Annotated in this window: 18 protein-coding genes and 2 tRNA genes; 9 read left to right on the top strand and 11 right to left on the bottom strand. The window is 63.2% G+C overall.

From position 1 onward, the window contains the following. Positions 1–87 precede the first annotated feature (87 nt). The 4 genes from KCG44_RS06850 to dusB all read right to left on the bottom strand — a co-directional run bounded on the left by KCG44_RS06850 (position 88) and on the right by dusB (position 4,034). A complete protein-coding gene (locus KCG44_RS06850) occupies positions 88–324 on the bottom strand; it encodes an acyl carrier protein (RefSeq protein ID WP_218445146.1) in 237 nt (78 codons plus the stop codon). Positions 325–493: 169 nt separating this feature from the next. Further along, entirely contained in the window at positions 494–1,924 is a 1,431-nt protein-coding gene (gene ntrC / locus KCG44_RS06845; RefSeq protein ID WP_218445145.1) for a nitrogen regulation protein NR(I), read from the bottom strand. Further along, positions 1,921–3,015, bottom strand: coding sequence for a two-component system sensor histidine kinase NtrB (locus KCG44_RS06840; protein WP_218445144.1), 1,095 nt, complete (start codon positions 3,013–3,015; stop codon positions 1,921–1,923). Before KCG44_RS06840 ends, ntrC begins: the two co-directional genes overlap by 4 nt. 8 nt (positions 3,016–3,023) lie before the next feature. After that, on the bottom strand, positions 3,024–4,034 hold the full coding sequence (dusB, locus tag KCG44_RS06835) for a tRNA dihydrouridine synthase DusB (RefSeq protein WP_218445143.1): 1,011 nt from the start codon (positions 4,032–4,034) through the stop codon (positions 3,024–3,026). Positions 4,035–4,120: 86 nt separating this feature from the next. On the opposite strand from dusB, the gene KCG44_RS06830 reads away from it, so the two are divergent. Then, positions 4,121–5,251 (top strand): bifunctional 2-C-methyl-D-erythritol 4-phosphate cytidylyltransferase/2-C-methyl-D-erythritol 2,4-cyclodiphosphate synthase, encoded by a 1,131-nt coding sequence (locus KCG44_RS06830; RefSeq protein WP_218445142.1) that lies wholly within the window; start codon positions 4,121–4,123, stop codon positions 5,249–5,251. Between the two features lie 64 nt (positions 5,252–5,315). Then, positions 5,316–5,846, top strand: coding sequence for a CinA family protein (locus KCG44_RS06825; protein WP_218445141.1), 531 nt, complete (start codon positions 5,316–5,318; stop codon positions 5,844–5,846). Between the two features lie 109 nt (positions 5,847–5,955). Here KCG44_RS06825 and KCG44_RS06820 read toward each other — a convergent pair whose 3' ends face one another. The 5 genes from KCG44_RS06820 to KCG44_RS06800 form a co-directional block, all read right to left on the bottom strand. After that, positions 5,956–6,438: a type II toxin-antitoxin system RatA family toxin gene (locus tag KCG44_RS06820; RefSeq protein WP_218445140.1), complete on the bottom strand. Its 483-nt coding sequence runs from the start codon at positions 6,436–6,438 to the stop codon at positions 5,956–5,958. 144 nt (positions 6,439–6,582) lie between these two features. Then, positions 6,583–6,659: transfer RNA gene (locus tag KCG44_RS06815), tRNA-Arg, on the bottom strand. A 59-nt stretch (positions 6,660–6,718) separates the two neighbouring features. Further along, positions 6,719–10,186, bottom strand: a complete 3,468-nt coding sequence (gene smc / locus KCG44_RS06810) for a chromosome segregation protein SMC (RefSeq protein WP_218445138.1) — start codon at positions 10,184–10,186, stop codon at positions 6,719–6,721. A gap of 46 nt (positions 10,187–10,232) precedes the next feature. After that, entirely contained in the window at positions 10,233–10,967 is a 735-nt protein-coding gene (locus tag KCG44_RS06805) for a thioredoxin domain-containing protein (RefSeq protein WP_218445137.1), read from the bottom strand. Between the two features lie 194 nt (positions 10,968–11,161). Then, positions 11,162–11,246, bottom strand: a tRNA-Leu gene (locus KCG44_RS06800). A gap of 60 nt (positions 11,247–11,306) precedes the next feature. Between KCG44_RS06800 and KCG44_RS06795 the strand changes: the two genes are divergently transcribed. The 3 genes from KCG44_RS06795 (at position 11,307) to KCG44_RS06785 (ending at position 14,844) form a co-directional block, all read left to right on the top strand. Continuing rightward, entirely contained in the window at positions 11,307–12,098 is a 792-nt protein-coding gene (locus KCG44_RS06795) for a pseudouridine synthase (protein ID WP_218445136.1), read from the top strand. 36 nt (positions 12,099–12,134) lie between these two features. Further along, positions 12,135–12,692, top strand: coding sequence for a 16S rRNA (guanine(966)-N(2))-methyltransferase RsmD (rsmD, locus tag KCG44_RS06790; protein ID WP_218445135.1), 558 nt, complete (start codon positions 12,135–12,137; stop codon positions 12,690–12,692). Between the two features lie 112 nt (positions 12,693–12,804). Beyond that, a complete protein-coding gene (locus tag KCG44_RS06785; protein ID WP_218445133.1) occupies positions 12,805–14,844 on the top strand; it encodes a putative bifunctional diguanylate cyclase/phosphodiesterase in 2,040 nt (679 codons plus the stop codon). Between the two features lie 263 nt (positions 14,845–15,107). Here KCG44_RS06785 and KCG44_RS06780 read toward each other — a convergent pair whose 3' ends face one another. Together KCG44_RS06780 and KCG44_RS06775 are read right to left on the bottom strand one after the other, a co-directional pair. After that, complete coding sequence (locus KCG44_RS06780; protein WP_218445132.1) at positions 15,108–15,392, bottom strand: hypothetical protein; 285 nt, start codon at positions 15,390–15,392, stop codon at positions 15,108–15,110. Positions 15,393–15,555: 163 nt separating this feature from the next. Continuing rightward, positions 15,556–18,663 carry an AsmA family protein gene (locus KCG44_RS06775; protein WP_218445131.1) on the bottom strand — a complete coding sequence of 1,036 codons (3,108 nt, stop codon included), beginning with the start codon at positions 18,661–18,663 and terminating at the stop codon, positions 15,556–15,558. 73 nt (positions 18,664–18,736) lie between these two features. On the opposite strand from KCG44_RS06775, the gene KCG44_RS06770 reads away from it, so the two are divergent. From KCG44_RS06770 to KCG44_RS06755, 4 genes are all read left to right on the top strand, one after another. Beyond that, the gene (locus KCG44_RS06770) at positions 18,737–21,058 is read left to right on the top strand and encodes an ATP-dependent helicase (RefSeq protein ID WP_218445130.1); all 2,322 of its coding nucleotides are present in this window, start codon (positions 18,737–18,739) and stop codon (positions 21,056–21,058) included. Positions 21,059–21,150: 92 nt separating this feature from the next. Further along, positions 21,151–21,912 (top strand): hypothetical protein, encoded by a 762-nt coding sequence (locus KCG44_RS06765; protein WP_218445129.1) that lies wholly within the window; start codon positions 21,151–21,153, stop codon positions 21,910–21,912. A 353-nt stretch (positions 21,913–22,265) separates the two neighbouring features. Next, complete coding sequence (locus KCG44_RS06760; protein ID WP_218445127.1) at positions 22,266–22,934, top strand: transposase; 669 nt, start codon at positions 22,266–22,268, stop codon at positions 22,932–22,934. Between the two features lie 240 nt (positions 22,935–23,174). Then, a complete protein-coding gene (locus tag KCG44_RS06755) occupies positions 23,175–23,645 on the top strand; it encodes a hypothetical protein (RefSeq protein WP_218445126.1) in 471 nt (156 codons plus the stop codon). The last annotated feature ends 23 nt before the right edge of the window (positions 23,646–23,668 follow it).

Below are 23,668 nucleotides of genomic sequence, written 5' to 3'. Positions count from 1 at the left end.
TTGTGCTCCTGAAACGGAAACGGCGGCCTTCCTTAAGGGAAGGACCGCCGCACCTGAACTCGCATCATGAAATTGGCGGCGGCTGACTTAGCCCTGATGCTCATTGATGTACGTGATGGCATCCTTGACCGTCAGGATCTTCTCGGCGGCATCGTCGGGGATTTCCACGCCGAACTCTTCCTCAAAGGCCATGACCAGCTCAACGGTGTCGAGGCTGTCGGCGCCAAGATCATCGATGAAGCTCGCATCTTCGGTGACCTTGTCCGGCTCAACGCCGAGATGCTCGACAACAATCTTCTTCACGCGTTCTGCGACGTCGCTCATTCTCGTAATCCCCTTGGGTTATCTAGGTAAGTTAACTGTTCGGCAAGAGACCTAGTGCCTGCCCCCCATACTGGCAAGAGTTTGTCGAGCAGATGGCGGGCAAGCGCCGGGGACCGCCCGGATAGCTGCCGTTTCCCATGCCCTGATCCGTCCAGGCATCAAAGGCTGTTTATCCGCGCGGCCGGAAATCCATCGCATCGATGCCGCGCTGTTCCAGGCGGGTACGCAGCGTATTGCGGTTGATCCCCAGCACAGCCGCCGCCTTGATCTGATTTCCACCTGTCGCCGCCAGCGCCGCGCGCAGGATCGGCGGCTCCACGTTCGCCATGATCTCTTCATAGACATTATGACCGCCGCTCGCGACGATACGCGCCGCTTCCGTCTCCACCCTGGCCGCAAGCGTCTCGCCCTCGCCGCTCGGCGCATTGGCCGCCCTTGTGCCCTTCATCGCCTGCGTCACGGCCGCAGCGCCGACGACATCCTCCCGCGCCAGCGCCGCCATCCGCCGGACGATATTCTGTAATTCCCGGACATTGCCGGGCCAGTCATGCGCGGACAGTCTCTCAATGGCAGGCTGCGACAGCGCCTTTTCGGGCAGCCCCTCGTCCACGGCCAGCTTCAGGAAATGCGCGCTCAGTTCCGCAATGTCGTCCTTACGCGCGCGCAGCGGCGGAACCGGGATGGGAACGACGTTCAGGCGATAATACAGATCCTCCCGGAATTCACCGCGTTCGATCGCGCCTTCCAGGTCCTGATGGGTCGCGCACAGGATGCGCACGTCGGTACGGATCGTGCGCGCGCCGCCAACGGTCGTAAACTCGCCCGACTGCAGCACGCGCAGCAGCCGCGTCTGCGCCTCGAACGGCATGTCACCGATCTCATCCAGAAACAGCGTGCCGCCCTGCGCCTGTTCGAAACGTCCAGAGCTGCGCGCCTGCGCGCCGGTAAAGGCACCGCGCTCATGCCCGAACAGTTCCGTTTCAATCAGGTCTTTTGGAATCGCCGCCATGTTCACCGCCACGAACGGCTCTGTCCGCCGCGGCCCCAGATCATGGATTGCCCGCGCAACCAGTTCCTTGCCTGTGCCCGATTCGCCTAAAATCATGACCGTCAGATCGGTTGGGACCACGCGCGCGATCAGGCGGTAGACCTCCTGCATCGCCTGGCTGCGCCCGATCAGCGGCAGGCCGTCGCCTGCCGCGACCGGCTGCGCGGCGGCTTCCCCCTGACTTCGCTCAAGCGCGCTCGAAACCGCGGCTGTCAACTCGTTCAGATCAAACGGTTTTGGTAAATACTCAAATGCGCCTTGCTCGGTAGCGCGCACTGCGGTCGCCAGCGTATTTTGCGCGCTCACGATGATCACGGACAGGTCTGGCCGCATCGCCAGCAGGCCCGGCAGACTGTCCAGCCCATCGCCGTCTGGCAGGCCGACATCGCTGACCACCACATCGCCCACGCCCTGCTCCGCCAGCCGCGACAGTCCGGCAAGGCTGTCCGTCGTCCGCACCTCGTGGCCGGCCCGCATCAGCGCCTGGCGCACGACCGTCCGGATGGCGGCGTCATCGTCGGCGACGATAATCGTACCCGTCGTCGCACTCATGACACGGCCTCTCCTGCCATGGGCAGCAGGACACACATAATGGTCTCGCCCTTCGCTTCATCCCGCTGATATTCGACATGACCGTGGTGATCGCTGGCAATCTTCGCCGCCAGTGCCAGTCCTAGCCCCCCAAGGCCCCGCTTCGTGGTGACGAACGCGTCGAACATATGATCGGCCAGCCCGGCCGGTACGCCCGGGCCATCGTCGACAACGCAGATCTCGATCGGAACCCGCACCCGGCCGCGCCCGCCCGGCCGCCCGATCTTCAGTCCGTGGCGATAGGCCGTCGTCAGGCGAATATGGCCGCCCTCGCCCGCCGCCTCACGCGCATTTTTCACCAGGTTCAGGAACAGCTGCACCAGCGCATCGCGGTCTGCCGCTACAGGTGGCAAGGACGGGTCGTAGACCTCGGAAATCTTTACGCCATCCAGTTCCGCCAGTCGGCGCACATGGCCCAGGATCGAATGGATGTTCTCCGCCTTCAGCCTGGCCGGGCGCGGGTCGCTGAAGCGCTCCATCCGCCCGATCAGCGCGCTGATCCTGTCGACCTCGCTGATAATCAGTTCGGAAAGCTCATCCCGCCCCTCGCCATCGTCGGAACTGCCCAGCAACTGGGCCGCACCCCTGATTCCCGACAGCGGATTCTTGATCTCATGCGCCAGCATCGCCGACAGGGCCGCCGCCGATCGTGCGGCTCCGCGATTGTCCGCCTGCCGTTCCACCAGCGCCGCCACGCTTCGCCGCTGAAATGCCAGTGTCATGTGCTTGCCCTGTCCGGCGACCGGCGCGATCAGCACATCGGCGGTCACCGCCGGTGCATCGACCAGAGCGATCCTCACATCATAGGCGCTGATCTCATGTTCGCCCGCCGCCGCCTCGTGCAGCAGCGCGCGAACCGGACTATCGGGCGGCAACAGCCCCTCCCAGCCTTTTTCGGCAAGTGAATCTTCCGACCGCCCAAACATCATTTCCGCTGCCGGGTTCGCCGATATCGGATGTCCCGACCGGTCGACCAGAATGATGGGAACCTGCAACGCACTGAGAATTTCGGCCGGTACGGGCATGGCGCGTCGGCGGAATCTCAGGGGCACGAGCGCACTCACGCCGCGACGGCGTCGGGTACGCGGTCCAGATGCGCCGCGTAAAAATCCTTCGTCATTGCCTTTACCTTTGCGGCGCTTGGCTCCTGATTCACCCGGTTCCGGAACTCCGCCGACCCGGTCAGCCCCTTGGTGTACCAGCCCATATGCTTGCGGAACATATTGACACCGTTCAACTCGCCATATTGTTCCAACGTAAGCTCGTAATGCTCTGTAATCAGGTCATATTGCTCTGCCAGACTTGGGTCTGGAACCTCTGCTTCGCCGGACAGCGCAGCCATGACCTGGTTCAGCAGCCACGGCTTGCCATAGCACCCGCGCCCGATCATCACCGCATCCGCGCCCGACTGCGCCAGTGCCGCGCGCGCGTCGTCCACGGAACAGATATCGCCGTTCACCACGACCGGCAGGCTGGTGGCCGCCTTGACGCGTTTCACGAATGCCCAGTCCGCCGTGCCCTTGTACATCTGGCAGCGCGTACGCCCGTGGACCGTGATCAGCTTGATGCCCAGCGACTCCGCTTTCGCTGCCAGTTCGGGCGCATTCAGGCTATCATGGTCCCAGCCCATGCGCATCTTCAGCGTCACCGGCAGATCCACGGCATTCACCGTCGCCTCGATCAGCCGCGCGGCCAGATCGGGCTCCCGCATCAGGGCAGAGCCGGCATGGCCATTGACGATCTTCTTCACCGGGCAACCCATATTGATATCGATGATCGCCGCGCCGCGCTGCTCGTTCAGCTTCGCGGCTTCGGCCATCACCTCCGGGTCGCAGCCCGCCAGCTGCATCGACACAGGGTTTTCGATGGGATCCCACGCCACCTGCTGCAGCGACCGGCGCGTCTCGCGCACGGCCGCCTGGCTCGCCAGCATCTCCGTCACCGTCAGCCCGGCCCCGTAGCGTTTCACCAGTTTGCGAAACGGCCCGTCCGTCACGCCTGTCATGGGCGCCAGAATCACCGGCTTCTCGATCCGCACCGGACCGATATTGATTGGCTTCAATTCAGGCACATCATTCTCTTGCATAAAATTCAGGCATCCACTTACAGGTGGTAGGGGCTGTTCGGCAACCGTCAGTGCGGTTAAGTCGCGCAATCATGAAGACCGTCGCCCTTATCGTCGCCGCTGGCAGTGGATTGCGCGCTGGCGAGGGGCTGCCAAAACAGTATCGCAGTCTCGGCGCGCGCGCCGTGCTCAGCCATTCGGTCGAGCGCCTTTCCGCGCATCCCGATGTGGACGAGGTCCGCGTCGTCATCAACCCCGCGCACCGCGATTTTTACGACACCGCCATCGCGGACGTCGAGCCGATCGGCGATCCGGTCGACGGCGCCGATACGCGCCAGGGCTCCGTCCTCGCCGGGCTGGAGGCAATTGGCGAGGCTGATATCGTCCTGATCCACGATGCCGCCCGGCCCTTTATCGGCAAGGATGTCGTCGACCGCCTGATCGCCGCACTTGCCGGTAATGGCGGTGCCGTCCCTGCCCTTCCGGTGGTCGACAGTCTGCGCCGGGGCAACGGCACCATTTCTGACGAAGTCTCGCGCGTCGACCTGCACCGTGTCCAGACGCCGCAGGCGTTCCGGTTCGCGCCGCTCCTCGCTGCGCACCGTCACGCGGCGCCGGGGGCGACGGACGATGCCGAGATTGCCCGCGCCGCGGGTCTTGCCGTCGCGCTCGTGGCCGGTGACGAGGGTCTGTTCAAACTCACCCACGCGCAGGATTTCGAGCGTGCGGAGCGCCTGATGGGCAATCGCGGTTTCCGCACCGGTTTTGGCTATGATGTCCACCGTTTCGCGGCGGGCGAAAGCGTTTGCCTTTGCGGCATCAACGTCCCGCACAGCCGCAGCCTTGCGGGGCACAGCGATGCCGATGTCGGCCTCCACGCCCTCACCGACGCGCTTCTCGGCGCCATTGGCGCGGGCGATATTGGCGATCATTTCCCGCCGGGCGATCCCGAATGGAAGGGCGCCGCCTCCGGCCGGTTCCTGCGCCATGCCGCGGACCTCGTCACCGCATCCGGCGGCAGCATCGAAAATGTCGATGTCACCCTCATTTGCGAAGCGCCCAGAATCGGACCGCACCGCCAGGCCATGCGCGAACGCGTCGCAGAGATATTGCGGCTCCCCGTCGACCGGGTTAGCGTGAAGGCAACCACCACAGAGAAGCTCGGCTTCACCGGCCGCCGTGAAGGCATTGCCGCACAGGCCGTCGCCGCGATCCGGCGATAAACAGGAAACGGGCTCCGGCGGCGCGTCCAAAAGGGGCGGGCGGGGCCGGGGCCGCAAAGGAAGTATGATGAGTCTGTTCCCCGAAGACCTCACGGCCCTTGCCGAACGTGTCATTCTCGAAAACCGGGCACTGGGCCGCCACGTCGCCCTGGCGGAAAGCTGCACCGGCGGTCTCGTCTGCGGCCTTCTCACCGAAATTCCGGGCAGTTCCGATGTCGTCGGGCGCGGTTTCGTCACCTATTCGAACGAGGCGAAGATGGAACTGCTTGGCGTGCATGCCGACATGATCGAGACGTTCGGTGCCGTCTCCGTCGCAACGGCATGGGCCATGGCGCAGGGCGCGCTCGAACGCAGCCACGCCGACATCGCGGTCGCGGTCACCGGCATCGCCGGCCCCGGCGGCGGCACGGCGCAAAAACCCGTGGGGACCGTCGTCTTCGCCCGCGCCATGCGCGGCGCGAATCCAGAGGATGTGGTCGCCGACCTCAAGACATTCGACGATCATGGCCGGACCGCGATCCGGCTTCAGGCTGTGCGCGTCGCGCTCGAACTGCTGCTGCCCGGCGCGGAAACGCCCGAGGCATCTGCAACATAAGGCTCCACCTCCCGCGTCAGGCGCAATTCGGTTTCATTGCCCTTCGCCCGTTTGCCGTCACCCCCGGCGAAGGCCGGAATGACGTGACCTATTAAGGAGAGACCGGCGGTCAGGCGCCCTGCGGCGTTGCACTCTCGGACCTTGCAGCCTCACTGCCGCCCGCGCCGTAAATCTCCGCCGCGCGCGTCTCGAATGCCGCCACCATCCGGCGGAACGCCTCGTGAAAAAACGCACCGGCCAGCCGCTCGAACAGCTTCTGCCGAAATTCGAAATCGACGCAGAAATGCACATTCGTCCCGCCCTTGCCATCGCTTTCAAAGCGCCAGTCATTGCTCAGATATTTCAGCGGACCGTCCAGATATTCGATATGCAGTTCGTGCGGACGCGTCTTCTTCACCCGGCTGGTGAATGTTTCGCGCACCATGCGGAACCCGACGATCATGTCGGCCACCATTTCGGTATCGCTATCGGACGTGATCCGTGTCGCCACGACCCAGGGCAGGAACTCCCCATAGCGCCCGACATCCGCCACCAGATCATAAACCTGTGCCGGCGTGTAGGGGAGGTTACGTGTCTCCTGATGCCGCGGCATATTTTCCTCTTCGTCAAAATCGCACGGCTTGAGCCGCGACCGGAGCATGGCAGATAAGCCCGTGACCCCGTTTTTCCTACTCGCGTTTTTTTGCCGCATGCCGACTCTACCGCCATGTCGGCGACACTGTGAACGGCATATAGATGGCGATCCCGGCAGGATTCGAACCTGCGACATCCAGATTAGAAGTCTGGCGCTCTATCCAGCTGAGCTACGGGACCATCGAGGCGGGTCATTAGAAGGCAGAGGGCCGCCTGCCAAGCATCTGCTTGCCGCATGTTCATTCCGCCGCCAGCAGCGTTTCCGCGCCGCCAAGGTCGACACTGACCAGTTGGCTGACGCCCCGCTCCGCCATTGTCACGCCGTACAGGCGGTGCATCCGGCTCATGGTCACCGCATTGTGCGTCACGATCAGGAACCGCGTGTCGGTCAGCGTGGTCATCCGGTCCAGCAGGTCGCAGAACCGCTCGATATTCGCGTCGTCCAGCGGCGCATCGACTTCGTCCAGCACGCAGATCGGTGCCGGATTGGTCAGGAAAATCGCAAAGATCAGCGCGACGGCGGTCATTGCCTGCTCACCGCCCGACAAGAGGCTCATCGACTGCAGTTTTTTGCCCGGCGGCTGCGCCATGATTTCCAGGCCCGCCTGCAACGGATCGTCCGATTCCACCAGTTCCAGCCGCGCTTCGCCGCCGCCGAACAGCCCCGAGAACAAAGACCGGAAATGCTTGTCGACTTCCTCGAACGCGGTCAGCAGGCGTGCGCGCCCTTCCCGGTTCAGCGCGCCAATCGATCCCCGCAGGCGCGCAATCGCCGCCAGCAGATCCTCACTTTCCGCATTCGATTCATCCAGCGCCGCGCGGATCTCGGACAGCTCCTCCTCCGCGCGCAGGTTAACCGGTCCCATCCGGTCCCGGTCGGCCTGCAATTTCGAAAGCGCATCCGAAACCGCGCCTTCCTCGCTGACTTCATCCTCGTCAAATGCCAGCTTCGCGGGCAGGATGTGCGGCGGCGACTGGAATTTCTCCGCCGCGATGCGTCCCATCTCCACCCGGCGCAGTTCGTGATTCTCCCGCTGCGCCTCCAGCCGTCCACGTGCTTCCTTCAACTCGGCCATCGCGTCCGCCGCCGCCCGCGCGTCCCTATCGTGCACGGACGCGGCGCGTTCCGCCGCGGCCAGCCGGTCCGCCGCCGCCTGCCGCGCGGTCTCGGCGTTCACGCGGTCATCGACAAGTGCCGCCCGCAATGCCTCGATTTCCGCCGGTCGTGCCGCCAGTTCAGCCAGCGCGGCCTTCGCCGCCGCCGCCCGCGCCGCCAGCGCTTCCTGCTGCGCGCCGCTTCCCTGCAGGCGCCGCTCCCAATCCGCGCGTTCGGACGCGATCGCATTCAGCCGCGCCTCGCCGCCCGACAGGCTCCGCAGCAGCGTGACGTGATCCGCCCGCGCCTGCGCCAGCTTCGCGCGCACAGTCTCGGACTCGCGCCTGACCTCCTCCGCCGCAATCGCGAGCGCATCGAGGCCCGGCAGCGCGGCAAGACGCGCCGCACTTTCCCTTGCCGCCGCCTCCGCCTCGCCATGGTCCGCCGCGGCCCGCGCCAGTGCGGCCGCCGCCGCTTCGGCCTGCGCCTGTCCGCGCTCGATACGGCCCTCCAGCCGCGCGAGTTCCGAGGCGGCGGCACCTCGCGCCGCTTCGGCTTCCATGCGCCGCGCGCGGGCATCGGCAATTCGCGCCGCAAGATCCGCCAGCGCCGTGCGCGCCGCCGCCGCCGCCGCACCTGTCGCGGCCACAGCAGCATGCGCAGTCGGCAACTCCGCCTCGACTTCACGCAGACGCGTCCGGCGCGCCAAGAGGTCCGCCGTCCCGTCACTTTCGTCGGGGCGCGCCATCAGTCCATCCCAGCGGTACAGTTCGCCCTTAGGGGTCACCAATGACTGCCCAGGTGCCAGCGCGGCTATGGCATCCGCTGACGGCGCTTCATCGACCAATCCAATTTGCGCCAGCCGCCGGGAAAGCTCATCCGGTGCCTGAACATGATCCGCCAAGGTACTGACCTTATTTGGCAGTGCGGGATCACCTTTCCAATCGTCATCGGCGCCCGGCGCACGCCAGCGCATGGCGGTTTCATCCCCTTCCAGATCCGCCTCGACCGCGCGTCCAAAGGCCGCCGCAAAGGCCGCCTCATACCCCTTCGCGACCGTGACGCTGTCGAGCAGCGGCCTGACCGCCGCACCTTCATGTCGCTGCGTTTGCCGGGTCAGCGCCGACGCTTCCGATTCCAGCGCGCTCAACAGCCCTCGCGCGTTCGACATCGCATCCTGCGCCTGCGCGCGCGCCGCTTCGGCGGTTTCACGTTCCCGCTCCGCCGCCTCGATCTCACCGGCAATATCAGCCAGCGCCGCCTCAGCCTGCGCCCGAATCGCCTCTGCGTCGGTTCGCGCCGCCAGCAGCGCATCGACCGGCTCCAGGGCCGCGACGGCGCCCTCGGCCGTCTCCATCGTTCGTGCCGCGCGCCCAAGCCGCACTGTCGTCGCCTCCGCCGCCGCTTCGGCCGCCTGCCGCTGCGCCCGCGCGTCGGCATGGGCGGACAGCGCTTCCGACAGCTTCGTGTCGATCTCGGCGGACTCCGTTTCCAAACGCGCCACCAGCGCCTCGGCGTCCGGGATCGCATCCCGTGCCTCTGCCAGCTGCGCCTCGATCTCGCCGCGCTCGGTGTTCAGACGGTCCAGCGCCGCATGTGCATCGGCGCGGCTGTCAGTTTCGCGCGCCGCATCCGCATCCGCCGTGCGGATCGCCGCTTCGGTTTCCGCCATGCGCCGTTCGACATCGCGCAATTCGCTTCCCAGCACATCGGCCCTGTGCGACAGCGTCTGCAGCGCCGCCGCCGCCTCGGCTTCCGCCGTGCGCAGCGCGGGCAGGCCTGATTTGGCCGCTTCCTGCAGGGTGGTCAGCCGGGCGGAATTCCGGATCGCATCATCGAGCTTCCGCCCCAGCCCGGACAGTTCTTCCTTCGCCGCATCCGCATCCGACTTTGCCGCGCGCCATTTCGCGTACAGCAACATACCCTCGGCCAGCGTGATCCGCTCCGACAATTTCCGGTATCTTTCGGCGGCGCGCGCCTGCCGCCCCAGCGACGCCGCCTGTGTTTCCATGCCCGACAGCATGTCCGACAGCCGCTCCAGATTGGTTTCCGCCGCCTTCAGCCGCTGCTCGGCATCCTTGCGCCGCACATGCAGCCCCGCAATGCCCGCGGCTTCCTCCAGCAATTTGCGCCGGTCCTGCGGCTTCGCGTTGATGATCGCCCCGATGCGTCCCTGGCTGACAAGGGCAGGCGAATGCGCACCCGTAGCCGCGTCCGCGAATAGCAGCTGCACATCCTTCTGCCGCACATCGCGGCCGTTGATCCGGTACGCGCTGCCCAGCCCGCGCTCGATATGGCGGCTGACATCGATCTCGTCGGATTCGTTGAACTGCGCCGGGGCCTTCCGGTCCTTATTGTCCAGTTGCAGCTGGACTTCAGCGACATCACGGCTGGGCCGCCGGTCCGTGCCCGCGAAAATGACGTCTTCCATGCCGGCGCCGCGCAGGCTTTTCGCGCTGCTTTCGCCCATCAGCCAGCGGAGCGATTCCAGCAGGTTTGATTTGCCGCAGCCATTCGGGCCGACCACACCGGTCAGCCCGTCTTCAATGCGCAGTTCCGCCGCGTCGACAAACGACTTGAAGCCGGACAGGCGCAGCCGGCGAAACTTCAACGGGCCGTGCCCGCAATCTGCTGAGAGGCGCTATGCATTCAGCCCCTTAAAGCGCTTCGTCCAGCGCCGCCTGTACCTGCGCCCAGACATTTGCGTCGATGCGCTCGTCATTGATGACGAAGGTCGGCGTCGATGCGACGCCATAATCCTCAAGTCCGGCTTTGCGGATGTTTTCCAGCTCGTCCTGGCTCGCCTGGTCGCTGATGCAGCTGCTGAACTTCGATGCCGGAATGCTGCGCGCCTTCACGAACTCATCCAGCTTGCCCAGCTGCCCGAACCGCACCAGCTGTGCTTTTTGGTCAAGACCTTCCAGCTGTTTGATGTCTTCCTCTTTCAACTGCATGAACGGCGTCATCCACGCCTGCTGCCGCTCAAAGAAACTATCGGCTAGCGCGAAGAACGCTTCCGGCGTCGTGCAGCGCGCCAGCATCGTCGCGATGAAATCCGGCTGGTTCAGCACAAATGTGCGCAGCTCATAGCTGACATCGCCAGAGGCGATATATTTGCCTTTCAGGTCCTGCATCGATTCCGCATGGAACGTCGCGCAGTGCGAACAGGCCAGCGATCCGAATTCGACCAGCTTCACCTTCGCATCCGGATTGCCCATCAGGAACCCGCCTTCTTCGGTCTTCGCCAGCGTCCGCACCCAGTTGGTGCCGCTTTCAGCCGCGCTCTCGGCCGAAGGCGATGCATTGGCGGCCGAATCGCCCGCCTCGCCGCAGCCGGCAATGGCGGCAAGAAGCGCGATCGGCGCAGCGGATTTGATGATGGAATTCAACATATGGTGGGTCACCCGTCAGTTAGTGCGCGAATTCTAGTGTTTTTGGCACGAAGCACAAGTGCACTCCACATGCCGGTCGTCAGACGCTTACGGGACAGTATGAACGGCTCCCCCGTCTGAAATCAAACCCGTATTTGGCCCATTCCATTCGGCGGTATCATAGCAGCAGCCAATTTACGCGTCCGGCCGCGCGCTGGTACCCCCGGCCGGAATCGAACCGGCAATCCCGTAGGAATTCGATTTTGAGTCGAACGCGTCTACCAATTCCGCCACGGGGGCACATGCGGGCATGCGGCGACGCCTGTAGCCGATCCGATCGCGTCGCGCTACAGGGCAGTTATGGCAGATGGCGAACGCATAGCGAAACTGATGGCGCGCGCAGGCGCGGGCTCCCGCCGGGAGGTTGAGCGCATGATCGGTGAAGGCCGCGTGGCGCTGAATGGCAAGGTGCTGGCTTCCCCCGCGCTCAACCTGAAATCGCTGGCGGGGGTGACGCTCGACGGCAACGCTCTGGAAAAAAAGGCGCGGACCGGCCTCTGGCTGTTTCACAAACCGCCCGGGTGCCTGACCACCAGCCATGATCCCAAGGGCCGCAAGACGGTTTTCGACCTGCTGCCGGCGGACCTTCCCCGCCTGATGCCCATCGGCCGCCTCGACTATAATACCGAAGGGCTGTTGATCCTCACCAATGATGGCGGCCTGAAGCGGGAAATGGAGCTGCCCAGAAACGCCGTGCAGCGCCGCTACCGCGTCCGCGTCTTTGGCGACGTCGCGCAGGAAAGGCTGGAAGCGCTGGCCGACGGCGTCACCATCGAAGGCGTGCGCTATCGCAGTATCGAGGCAAATATGGACCGCCGCTCCGGTCGCTACGCCTGGCTCTCCGTCGCCCTGACCGAGGGTAAGAACCGGGAGATTCGCCGCGTCATGGAACATCTCGACCTCCAGACGGCGCGCCTGATCCGCATCGGCTTCGGCCCGTTCGAGCTTGACGATCTGCCCGCCGGAAAAATCGCCATGCTGAACCAGCAGGCGGTCGATGCCGCATGGGCGTCGGCGCGGGCCGGGAACAGGGATGATGCCGACCCTGACTCCTCCAGCGGCGGACGCGCGGCCGCGCCCTGGACGCCCTAGTTTGCCGCGGGAAACTCTGCGTATGACGCCGTTATCATGAGAATTATTGCCGGTACCTGGCGCGGGCGAACCCTTTTCGCGCCGGAGGGGACGGGTACCCGCCCCACATCGGCGCGCGCGCGGGAGGCGCTCTTTTCCATGCTCGCCAGCCGCCTCGCCGATGCGCACGGTCGCGGCTTTGACGGCCTTCGCGTCGCCGACCTGTTCGCGGGCACCGGAGCGCTCGGTCTGGAGGCCCTGTCTCGCGGCGGCGCCCATTGTACCTTCATCGAACGGGACGCCGCCGCCCTTCATCTGCTGAAGCGGAATATCGACGCCCTTGGTGCCAATGCGGATGTCATGCCGCGTGACGCCGCCCGTCCCGGAACCGCGCGCGCGCCCTGCCACCTGGTTTTTGTTGATCCCCCCTATGACCAGGGTCTGACCGCGCCCACGCTGCGGGCCTTGACCGACGGTCATTGGTTCGCGCCCGGCGCGCTGATCGCGGTGGAGACATCGCGCGCCGAAAGCGTCGAGGTGGAGGGCCTCGAAACGCTGACCACCAGGATTTATGGCAAGGCCCGGATTGCCCTGCTCCGCGCAGCGCAGGGCTGAGCTTCTGCGACAATGTTATCCAACATGGACATAATCTTAAGGTCTATGGTGCTAAGTCTGTTGTAAACGCGCTTTTTTGGCGGCAGCTTTTGCAGAAAAAGGGACGGACCGGATGGAGCAGGTCCTCGAGCTCAAGGATCTGACACTGGCGGAAACGTCCAGATTTCCGGTCTGGGTCTTCGATATCGACACCGCGCATATTGTGTGGGCGAACGAGGCCGCCGTGGACATATGGTACGCCGAGTCCTTCGCCGAACTTGCCGCGCGCGACATGGGCGCGGAGATGTCGACCTCCATCAAGGCCCGTTTGCGGCAATATCGCAGCGATCTCGAGCGCGGCGAGATCATCAACGAATTATGGACCATCTATCCACGCGGCATCCCCTGTCCGCTGATGTGCCGGTTTCGCGGCATCCGGCTTTATGACGGCCGCATCGCCATGCTGTGCGAGGCCGAAGTCCTCGATCAGGATGCCTCCGAGCTCGTCCGCGCATCACAGGCGCTGCTTTATACCAGCGCCATTGTCTCCACCTACGGCGTGGACGGCAGGTGCCGGTTCATGAACCCCGCGGCCCGGCGGACCTATGACCCGTCGCACACCACCCTTGCCGACCGGCTGTGCGAGCCGGTGCTGCAGACCCGCCTGCTCCGCATGTCACCCGACGTTTCAGAGGGACGCTTTACCGGGATCGTACAGACCCGCCAGGGCCTGCGTACGCATGAAATCGAAAGCCGCGTGACGCAGGACAGCGACGACGGCGCGACCGTCCTGGTCGTCACCGAAATCGACGTGACCGAGAAAGAGGCGGCCAAGGCCGAGACCGCCTATCTTGCCTATCACGATGCCCTGACCGGGCTTGGCAACCGCCTGTATTTCAGTCAGTCCGTCACCGAGCGCCTGGAAGGCCGCGGCGCGGCCGACGGCCCGCTCTTTCTCTGCTTTCTCGACCTTGATCGCTTTAAATATATCAACGACACTCTCGGGCACGCGGCGGGTGACGAACTGCTCGTCCAGGTCGCGGAGCGTCTCCGCGCCCACCTGCCCGCGTCCGGCATTCTGTCCCGCCTCGGCGGTGACGAGTTTGCCATTCTGATCGACGGTGCCGCCGATATAACGGCCTTCACCGCCATTTCGGACGAGATTATCCGTTTGTTTCAGGACAGGTACCGGGTTTCCGGCCGTGAACTGTCGGTCAATGCCAGCATGGGGATCAGCTCTTATCCGGCAGACGCCAGCACGTTCGACGATCTGCTGCGGACGGCCGACATGGCGCTGCACGCGGCCAAGGAGGATGCCGGCGGCGGTGTCGTCGTCTACGATCCCGCTCTTGCCGAGCGAACCGGCCGTTTCCTGGAGCTTGATACGGACCTGAGAAACGCGCTCGACGCGGGTCAGCTCGACCTTCACTACCAGCCGCGCATCGACCTGGCGACGAACCGGATCGTCGGGACCGAGGCGCTGCTCAGATGGCGCACGGCAGGCGGCGACGTCGCGCTCCCCGACGAGTTCATTCCCATCGCCGAGGCCACCGGCCTCATTGACCAGATCGGCATCTTCGTACTGGCGGAGGCGTTCGACCGCAGTCAGGAACTCGCCGCGCTCGGGCTGCGGATCGCCGTGTCCGTGAACATCGCGCCGCGGCAGTTCCGCGACCCGAATCTGCTCGCCGAACTCACCCGGCTGGCCGCATTGCCCGGCTTCGACCCCGGCCTGTTCGAGCTTGAGATTACCGAGACGATGCTGATCTCCGACAATGTCCAGCTCAAGAACACGCTCGCGCGCATTTCAAGGCTCGGCTTCCCGCTCGTCATCGACGATTTCGGCACGGCCTATTCAAACATGGCGGCGCTCAAACGCTATCCCATTGACGGCATCAAGATCGACCGGTCGCTGATCGGTACCGATGATTTCGAAACCCTGGCCTCCGGCGTCCTGACCATCGGCAAGCTGCTCGGCGTCAAGATCATCGCGGAAGGCGTCGAAACCGCCCAACAGCGCGACTGGCTCGCCGAAAATGGCTGCCACGAATTCCAGGGCTTCCTCGCCAGCCCCGCCCTTCCCTTCCCCGACCTCGTCGCCATGCTGCAACATGCATCCGGCGCGAATGACAGCGCCGCCCCGGTCGAGACCGTGACGCAGCGGTCATCCTGACAAGCCCGCGCAAACACCGGCAAACCCGCCCGGCTCTCCTCACACCGAAATCCACCAACCTCCCCCGCTTTGAAAGAAGGCGTCGGAGCTATCCGCTCATATACGATTTCTACATGCCTGGATCACGTCTTGGAATTAAGTATAGCGTCCTCATAACTCACCCATAATTATGGCAGCATAAATTAAGTATAGTTTCCCCATAATTACTGAGTTTACGACCTAATTTGTGTGGAATTAAGTATAACACTTCTGAAAAGTACAGGTCACATATTAGGCCTTTTAAACGCGATTGTAAAGCTAGCATCCGAATTTTCCAATAAATTCAAATCGTCGATGTGCCAGTGCTTGCCGTCAATCTCTGAAAAGGATAAGTCTAAAATCATTGAACACAATTCCATAAGCCCACTTACATTTCCAGATATCAAAAAGTTAACGTCTCCATCATTTTTTGTTTCTAAATAGGAATCTGAAAAATCATCAGTCACACTTGATAGTTTTTTTTGTAAATCTATCATTTTACCAATAATTTCTTTAGGGTCATCGTTCATTTTTTTTCCATTATGTCAGCATGTAATGAATATGTATTTATTGGCTCTGCTCTTAAACTGTATTTTCCCACTTTCCTTAGTTCTTAGATACCCACTTTCGAAATTCAGGGAATACCGGGACACTATACCTAATCCCCCCACCCCACCAAAATCACCGCACCCGCTAATCCTCCTTCTTCTTCCCGCCCAGCAGCGCCCCCAGCCCGCGTACAACCGCGTCGCCCAGTTCCTCCTCGATCGTCTTCGGCGTCGGCGGCGTTTCGCCCGGCGCGAGCGCTTCGCCTTCGCCAACACCTCCGCCTTCGCCGTCCGCCGGATCAGGCCCGCGCCCCAGTACGGCGTTCAGCGCCACCAGTCCCGCGCGTTTGGCGAACCAGCCCTGTAGCGGACCCAGGCGGTAATCGACGTCCGGCGTCGGCAGCGGGCCCTTGATCGTCACCGGAATGCGCGGCGCGTCGGCGTGGCTGCCCAGCATCAAATCGGCATTCATATCCACCGCCCAGCGGCCGATATCGACATGGCCGCCGCCCGCCGCCCTGCCGCCGTCCATATCGCTCGCCACGCTTTGAATCTGGAACCGCCCGTTCGCGCCGATCAGCTCTGCCGCGATACCGCGATAGCGCGTTTCACCGCCCGCCAGCGCCCCATTGGCCAGCCGCAGGAAACTCGCCGCCGAGCGCAAATCGCCCAGCTCCTGATCCAGCCGCGCCAGGTCGATTTTCCGAATGACGCCATTGGTCGCCTCGATACGCACCGGCCCCTTCAGCCCCCCCATCAGCTCGCGCTGCGACGCGCCCGTCGCCGACACATCGCCGGTCATGGCGAGCGTGCCCGTCGCCGGGGCGGCGGCGGTCGACGCCTCCATGAAGCTTTCCAGCGGCACGCCCTTCATCGCGAATTTCAGCGCGATTGCGTTTTCGTCGCCCGACTGCACGCGCCCCGTGGCCGACAGGCTGCCGCCGAACATGCCGCCCGACAGCGTCTCGATCGTCAGCGCGCCGCCGTCCGAGACCATCACCAGCTCCGGCTTCGTCAGCCTGTAATCGCCGTAATCCAGCCGTTCCCCCGACAGGCTGATCCGCCCGTCGAACGATGAAATCCAGCCCAGATCGAGCGCTTCCGAGGACCAGCGCGCGCCGCCCTGCTGGGCATCCGCCGCGCCGTCCGCATCCGCGCCCATCAGGGCGTCCAGTGGGATGATACCCGCCGTGAATGCGGCCTGCACGCGCGGTACGTCGCCGCCCGCCGCAATATCGGCCGACCCGGTCAGCCGCATCGGCCCCACTTTTCCTGTCAGGCCGGACAGCCGGTAATTGTCTCCCTTCCCGGCCAGCTTCATGCGAATGTCGAGCGGCCCCAGCCTTCGCGTCGGCGGCGCATCCTGCAGCTTCGCCAGAACCGCCCCCGCATCCGCCGCCTTCGCACCGATATCGAGCGCCAGCAGCATGTCGGGCACGGTCTTCACCTCGCCATTCACCGCCACATCCGCGCCCGCGAATGTCATGCTGCCCGCGACGGTAAAGGCCGATAACGGCCCGGTGACATCAAGGCCGCCCGCGCCGTCCTCACCCGACAGGCCGACCTTCAGCGCCATGTCGTTGCGGCCGCCCGGATCGTCGATCGTGCCGCGTGCGCTCAGACCAAAGCCCGCCGCGTCGCGCACCGTCGCCCGCGCCAGCTGCACCTGCTCCGCCCTGTACACACCCCTCGCCGCGACACCCGAATAGACCTCGCCGCCAAAACGCAGCCTGCCGATATTGACGTCGAACGCCACGGGCCGCGCAGCCGCGTCGCCGGAACCGCCGCCATCACCCTCGCGCAGCTTGATCCTGTCATAATCAAACGCAGGTGTCCGCAGCGTCACCGACAACGCCGTCGCATCCGCCGCGGGCATCGTTACATTCCCGCGAAATGGCCGCCCGTCATAAACCCCCTCCAGGTTCGTCAGGGCAAGGCCCGTGCCGCCATAGGCGACATCGCCCTTCACCGACAGGGCCGGCATCCGCACGACATTATCCATGCCAAAGGCCGCCAGCGTCTGCGCGGGGCGCGGCACCGCCGCCTGCATCACGCCGGCAAATGTCGGCGTACCGCCTGCATCCGTCAGCCGCCCCTCGACGAGCACGGCGCCGCCGCCCGGCAGGGCCATGCGCGTCCGCCCCAGCTTCACTCGGCCATCGTTCAGCGACAGCGGCATCGTCGCCTGCCCGAACGTCGTGCCGCCATAGGACAGGGACGCGAAGGACAGCATTACGCGCGCCTGCATGTCCCGTGGCAGTTCGAACGGCGCATCGTCACCGTCCCCGCCGCTGCCTTGCCACGCCGCGATATCGACATCGCCCAGCGCCAGCTGCGCGCGCAGCCGCGTCATCTCGCCCGGAACCACATCCGCGCGTCCGGCAATAATCGTCCCGGCGATGACGCCCTCGATATCCGGCAGCGTCAGCGTCCCACCGGCATATCGCACGCCCGATGACAGCGAGAAGCCCTCCGCATAGGCCGCCGCATCGGATGGCTCCCCATCAGGCGACAATCTCGCCAGCACATCGCGCAGCCGCGCCCCCTCCGCCTTCACTGTCCCGGCAAAGCCATCCTCCAACAGCCGCCCGGCAAAGCGCAGCTTCGCGTCTTCCTCAATGTTCAGATCCGCCGTGATCCGCCCATCCACATCCTGCCGCGCCGACAGCGTTACGGGCAGCCCGTCATAAATCAGTGATCCTGCCGCGCCGTACGGCCCGTCCCTGCCGCCCACTTCCAGCCGGATGTCGACATCCTCGACACGGCGCACGGTCTCGCCATTGGCGATCTGCACCAGCGTACCATTGGAAATCCGGAAATCGTCGATTTTCAGCCCGCCGCCCGAACCGGCGGCTTCCCCATCCTCCGGCATATCGGGCCGTTCCCAGTTCGTCGTGCCATCGGCATATTGGGCCAGCCGCACCGTCGGCCCGTCCAGCGTGATATACTGAACCTCGATATCCTTCCGGAACAGCGGCCAGAACGCCACCGCCGCGCCCAGCGCATCGGCCCGGATCAGCGGTTCGGCATCCGCGCCGAACCCGCGAACCGTCACGCCTTCGGCCATCAGCTGCGGGCGCGGGAACAGCGCGAAATCGACATCCCCCGCCACCTCCAGCTCATAGCCAAGGGCATCTTCGGCCGCCCCGACGATCACCGGCTTCACCCAGTTCCAGTCCAGGAAATACGGCGCCGCCGCCACAGCGGTCGCCAGCGCGACCACGGATCCACCGATTATATAGGCCTTGCGCATTGTCGCTCCGTTCGCGGTGTGTTCTATAGGCTGGCCGTTGAACATAGCCTGACCGAGAGCCACCTTACCCCGCATGTCCCAGCCCGCAAATCCAGACCCCGCGCAGACCGCCGCACAAACCGCCGCGCAAACCCCCGTGCCCGCTGCGGAGCCCGCCTATATGGACGGCCTGAACCCGCCGCAGCGCGAGGCCGTGCTGACCACCGAAGGCCCGGTTCTGATGCTTGCCGGTGCGGGTACGGGCAAGACCCGCGCGCTCACCTCCCGTCTGGCGCACATCATCTACACGCAGCGGGCATGGCCGTCGGAAATCCTGGCGGTGACGTTCACGAACAAGGCCGCGCGCGAAATGCGCGAGCGTATGCGGTCCATGATCGGCGACATGGTGGAGGGGCTGCGCTTCCTCGGCACCTTCCACGCCATCGGCGCGCGCATGCTCAGGAAGCACGCCGAACTCGCGGGCCTGCAAAGCAATTTCACCATCCTCGACATGGACGACCAGCTGCGCCTGTTGAAACAGATCGTCGCCGCCGCCGACCTCGACGAAAAGCGCTGGCCCGCCAAGACGCTGGGCGGCCTGATCGACCGCTGGAAAAACCGCGGCTGGAACCCCGGCGATGTCAGCGATGAAGAGGCGTGGGCCTTCGCCGATGGCAAGGGCGGCGAGCTTTACGCCGCCTATCAGGCGCGCCTGAAGGCGCTGAACGCCGCCGACTTCGGCGACCTCCTCCTCGCCCCCCTCACCATCTTCCGCAAACATGCCGATGTGCTGAGGGAGTATCAGACCCGCTTTCGCTACATCCTGGTCGACGAATATCAGGACACCAATATCGTCCAGTACCTCTGGCTCCGCCTCCTCGCGCAGGGTCACAAGAACATCTGCGTCGTTGGCGATGACGATCAGTCGATCTACTCCTGGCGCGGTGCGGAGGTCGCCAACATCCTGCGTTTCGACAAGGATTTCGAGGATGCCAGGGTCGTCAAGCTCGAACAGAATTACCGCTCCACCGGCAACATCCTCGCAGCTGCCGGCGGCCTTATCGAAAAGAATTCGGGCCGCCTCGGCAAGACGCTGTGGACCGACGGCGATGCCGGGCCAAAGGTCAAAATCGTCGGCGTCTGGGATGGCCCCGAGGAAGCCCGCCGCATTGGTGACGACATCGAATCATTGCAAGGACACGGAGTGTCTCTCGACAATATCGCCATCCTCGTCCGCGCGCAGTTCCAGACCCGCGAGTTCGAGGACCGCTTCATCTATATCGGCCTCCCCTACCGCATCGTCGGCGGCTTCCGCTTTTACGAGCGCGCCGAAATCCGCGACGCGCTCGCCTATTTCCGCGTCCTGGCACAGCCCGCCGACGACCTCGCCTTCGAACGCATCGTCAACACGCCCAAACGCGGCCTTGGCGAAAAGAGCGTTCAGAAGATCCGCTATCTCGCCCGCGCTGAAGGCATCCCGCTTTCCGCCGCCGCCGGACAGATCGTGCAGACCACCGACCTTCCTGCGGGCGGCCGCAAGTCCCTCGCCGAGCTTGTCGAGAATTTCCGCCGCTGGCGCGAACAGCTCGGCACCCTGCCGCACGCCGAACTTGCGCGCATCATCCTTGAGGAATCCGGCTATATCGGCATGTGGCAGGCCGACCGCAGCGCCGAGGCGCAGGGCCGCGTCGAAAACCTCAACGAGCTGACCCGCGCCATGGAGGATTTCGAGTCCATGGAAAGCTTCCTCGAACATGTCGCCCTCGTCATGGAAAACGATGCCGCGCGGGAGGAACCCAAGGTCACCATCATGACCCTCCACGCCGCCAAGGGCCTGGAATATGACCATGTCTTCCTGGTCGGCTGGGAGGAGGGCGTGTTCCCCTCACAGCGCAGCCTCGATGAGGGCGGCACCAAGGCACTCGAAGAGGAGCGCCGCCTCGCCTATGTCGGCATCACCCGCGCGAAACAGCAGGCGCAGATCACCCACGCCGCCAATCGCCGCATCTACGGCCAGTGGACGTCCAGCATCCCCAGCCGCTTCGTCGCCGACCTGCCAGACGATCATATCGACATGGAAACCACCATGTCCGGCGGCGCGTCCCTATGGCGCGCCGCCCTCGACGACGCCGACCCCTTCGCAAAGGTCGAGCGCCAGGGCACCAGAGGCCCCGGCTGGCAACGCGCCGCCGCGATGGGCGGCAAAGCCCCGCGCGGCACAAACCAGATCGAAGCCCGCGCCGAAAGCGTCACCGTAGGCCAGCGCGCGCGTACAGATTTGAAGGTAGGACAGCGCGTCTTCCACCAGAAATTCGGCAATGGCGAGATCATGGCGATCGAAGGCAACAAGCTGGAGATCGAGTTCGATATGGCCGGAAGCAAGCGCGTTTTGGATAGTTTTGTGGAAATGTTTTGATATTAATGACTTTACATCACATTTTTGTTCTAATATAAAATAATCTTGTTGTTGCGTTGCGCTATTTTTAAAATTGCACGTGAGGACTTACGATGAAAAATGCGATACTGGCGATTTTTGGCCTAGCCGCTCTATCAGGTTGCGAGACTCTCCAACGGCAGGCTGCAGTACATCCAATGCACATTCTAGATGCAAAAGCCGATTTTTGCGTTGAGATGAGAGATAAATACAAGGCTAAAAATTCTGATATATATAAAAGTACTTTTACTGATTACTGTACTGCACAGTTTGCAATATCTGGTGCAGATGGGGATAATTCATTATCATCGCGAGACTATTTTATCCACCTAGTCACTGTTGCTGACAAAGTTTGTGTTAAAGAATTTCGGGATCTGTCAGCAAATCAAAGAACTGTAAATATGGCACTCGGGACGGCGTCGACTGCGCTATCTGGTGCAGCGACCGTTGTGACCGGGGGGCTAGCAGACACGATATTGTCAGCCACCTCAACCTTCGCAGGAGCAAGCAGAGACGCCGCGAATGCGGAGCTTTACAGGACCACACGGCCTTCTGATATTATAAGGTTGGTGCAGGCTCGCCGTCAGATATTATTGAATCAGATGCTCAATAAATTTGACGATCAAAGATCAAATGAGAGAGCTATATCTATAGTGGAAGCGCTCCAAATGGCCAATGAATTTCATCGTTCTTGTTCTTTATATAATGGCCTTGCCCTAATTACCGAGGCTGTAGATGAAAAGGCAACTGAACTTGAGACGAAAGCGAATTTTGAGCGCAGCGACAAAGGTGCGCAGGATAATAATTTTCCTGGAGAAAATTTGGACCCAATGTGAACCAGACCTTCCAGACCGCGTATCGAAGATCTTCTGCTTGTATGTTCCAGTATGTTCCGGGGCACTACACTAAGGGGGATGCGGAAATTAGTTCCGGATTAGTTACAGGAGTTCGGGCAGGAGTTCCGGGGACACCAAGTTCCGGGGATACCGAGTTCTGGGGAGTTCCGGGATGGAGTTCCGGGGATGGAGTTCCGGGGACACGATACTAGAGTTCCGGGGACACACAGAGTTCCGGGGAAAGTTCCGGGGGAAAGTTCCCGGGACAAAGTTCCCGGAAGTTCCCGGGACACGAAGTTCCCGGGACACGATACTAAATTGACGCCGCTGCCCCACTTCTCTATCTCCAAACCATGGCCCGTCTCGCCCGCATCGTCGTCCCGCACATCGCGCATCATGTCACGCAGCGCGGAAACCGGCGGCAGCAGGTGTTCTTTTCGGCGGACGACAGTCTCGCCTATATTGAATATCTGCACGAGGGCCTGACCAGGACGAAGACCACCTGCCTCGCCTGGTGCCTGATGCCGAACCATGTCCACCTGATCCTGGTGCCGACCGCCGAGGACGGCCTGCGCGCGGCCCTTGGTGAGGCGCACCGGCGCTATTCGCGGCGCGTGAACTTCCGGGAGGGCTGGCGCGGCTATCTGTGGCAGGGCCGCTTCGCCTCCTACCCCATGGACGAGGCGCATGTCAGGAACGCCATCCTTTACGTCGAGCGCAACCCGGTCGCCGCCGGTCTCGCGGCGCGCGCGGAGGACTGGCGCTGGTCGTCGGCGCGCGCGCGTGTGGCGGGCACGGACGATCCGCTCGCCGATCTCGACGCCGTGGATATGCGCGGTCTCGACTGGTCGCGAGAGCTGGCCGGATGGGACGCGGAGCAGGAGGAGGGCGGCGCGCATGACATGGACGCCCACCTGCGCACCGGCCGTCCGCTCGGCGACGAAAATTTCGTCGCGCGGCTGGAGGCCGCAACGGGCCGGACACTCGCAAAACGGAAGAGGGGGCCGAAGCCTGCCGGTTAAGTATAGTGTTCGCGGATTATAGTGTCCCTGGCATTTCATGAATTAATTAGTTGCATTAGTAATTACATTACCCTGTCGTCTCGATCCTCTCGTGTATCGCTGTCCACTTTACAAGTGGAAGGCGGCAAAGTGTTGCTGTCCGAATTGTTACCTATAAGTAACTTCACAGGAATGTAATTTTTCACCGCCCTGCGCGATCCATAGGCATGTTCCGGCAATTCTGCGCTAAGGAGATGTTTTATGTTCGATGTGATTCTGAATGAACTGCCCGACCTGGTGCCGACCGGTAATTTTGCAGGCCTGGACCTCGCCGCCGACCCCGCCGGACTTGATGCGGCCGAGATTGCCGGCCATGTTCTCGCCGCCCACACTGGCGGCGCTGACGCCAATACGGGCGAACCCGCTGTCACCGACGGCCCCGACATGGACGGGGACGGTGATCGCGACTGGTTCGACGAAAAACTTGAAGAACATTCCAGCGATACTTTACGCGACACTTGGATATCAAATCACGTCATAACCGCCAGTCAGGAATGGGAGCAGGGACAGCGCATTAACCAAGGCTGGGACGATTTCTGGGCAGGATTGAGAGAGGGTTTTGAAAGCGCAGAAGAATGGCTGGAGGAAAAGTACGACGAGTGGTTCAACAACTCCGGTGGTTCTGGAGATAATGACAATGATGAGGATGACATGCAGAATGGTGAGGGCTAAACCCTGATGGGATATTCCGGGAA

Source organism: Pacificimonas pallii, assembly GCF_019204005.1.
Classification (GTDB): domain Bacteria; phylum Pseudomonadota; class Alphaproteobacteria; order Sphingomonadales; family Sphingomonadaceae; genus Pacificimonas; species Pacificimonas pallii.
This window is presented reverse-complemented; position numbering and strand designations above follow the sequence as displayed.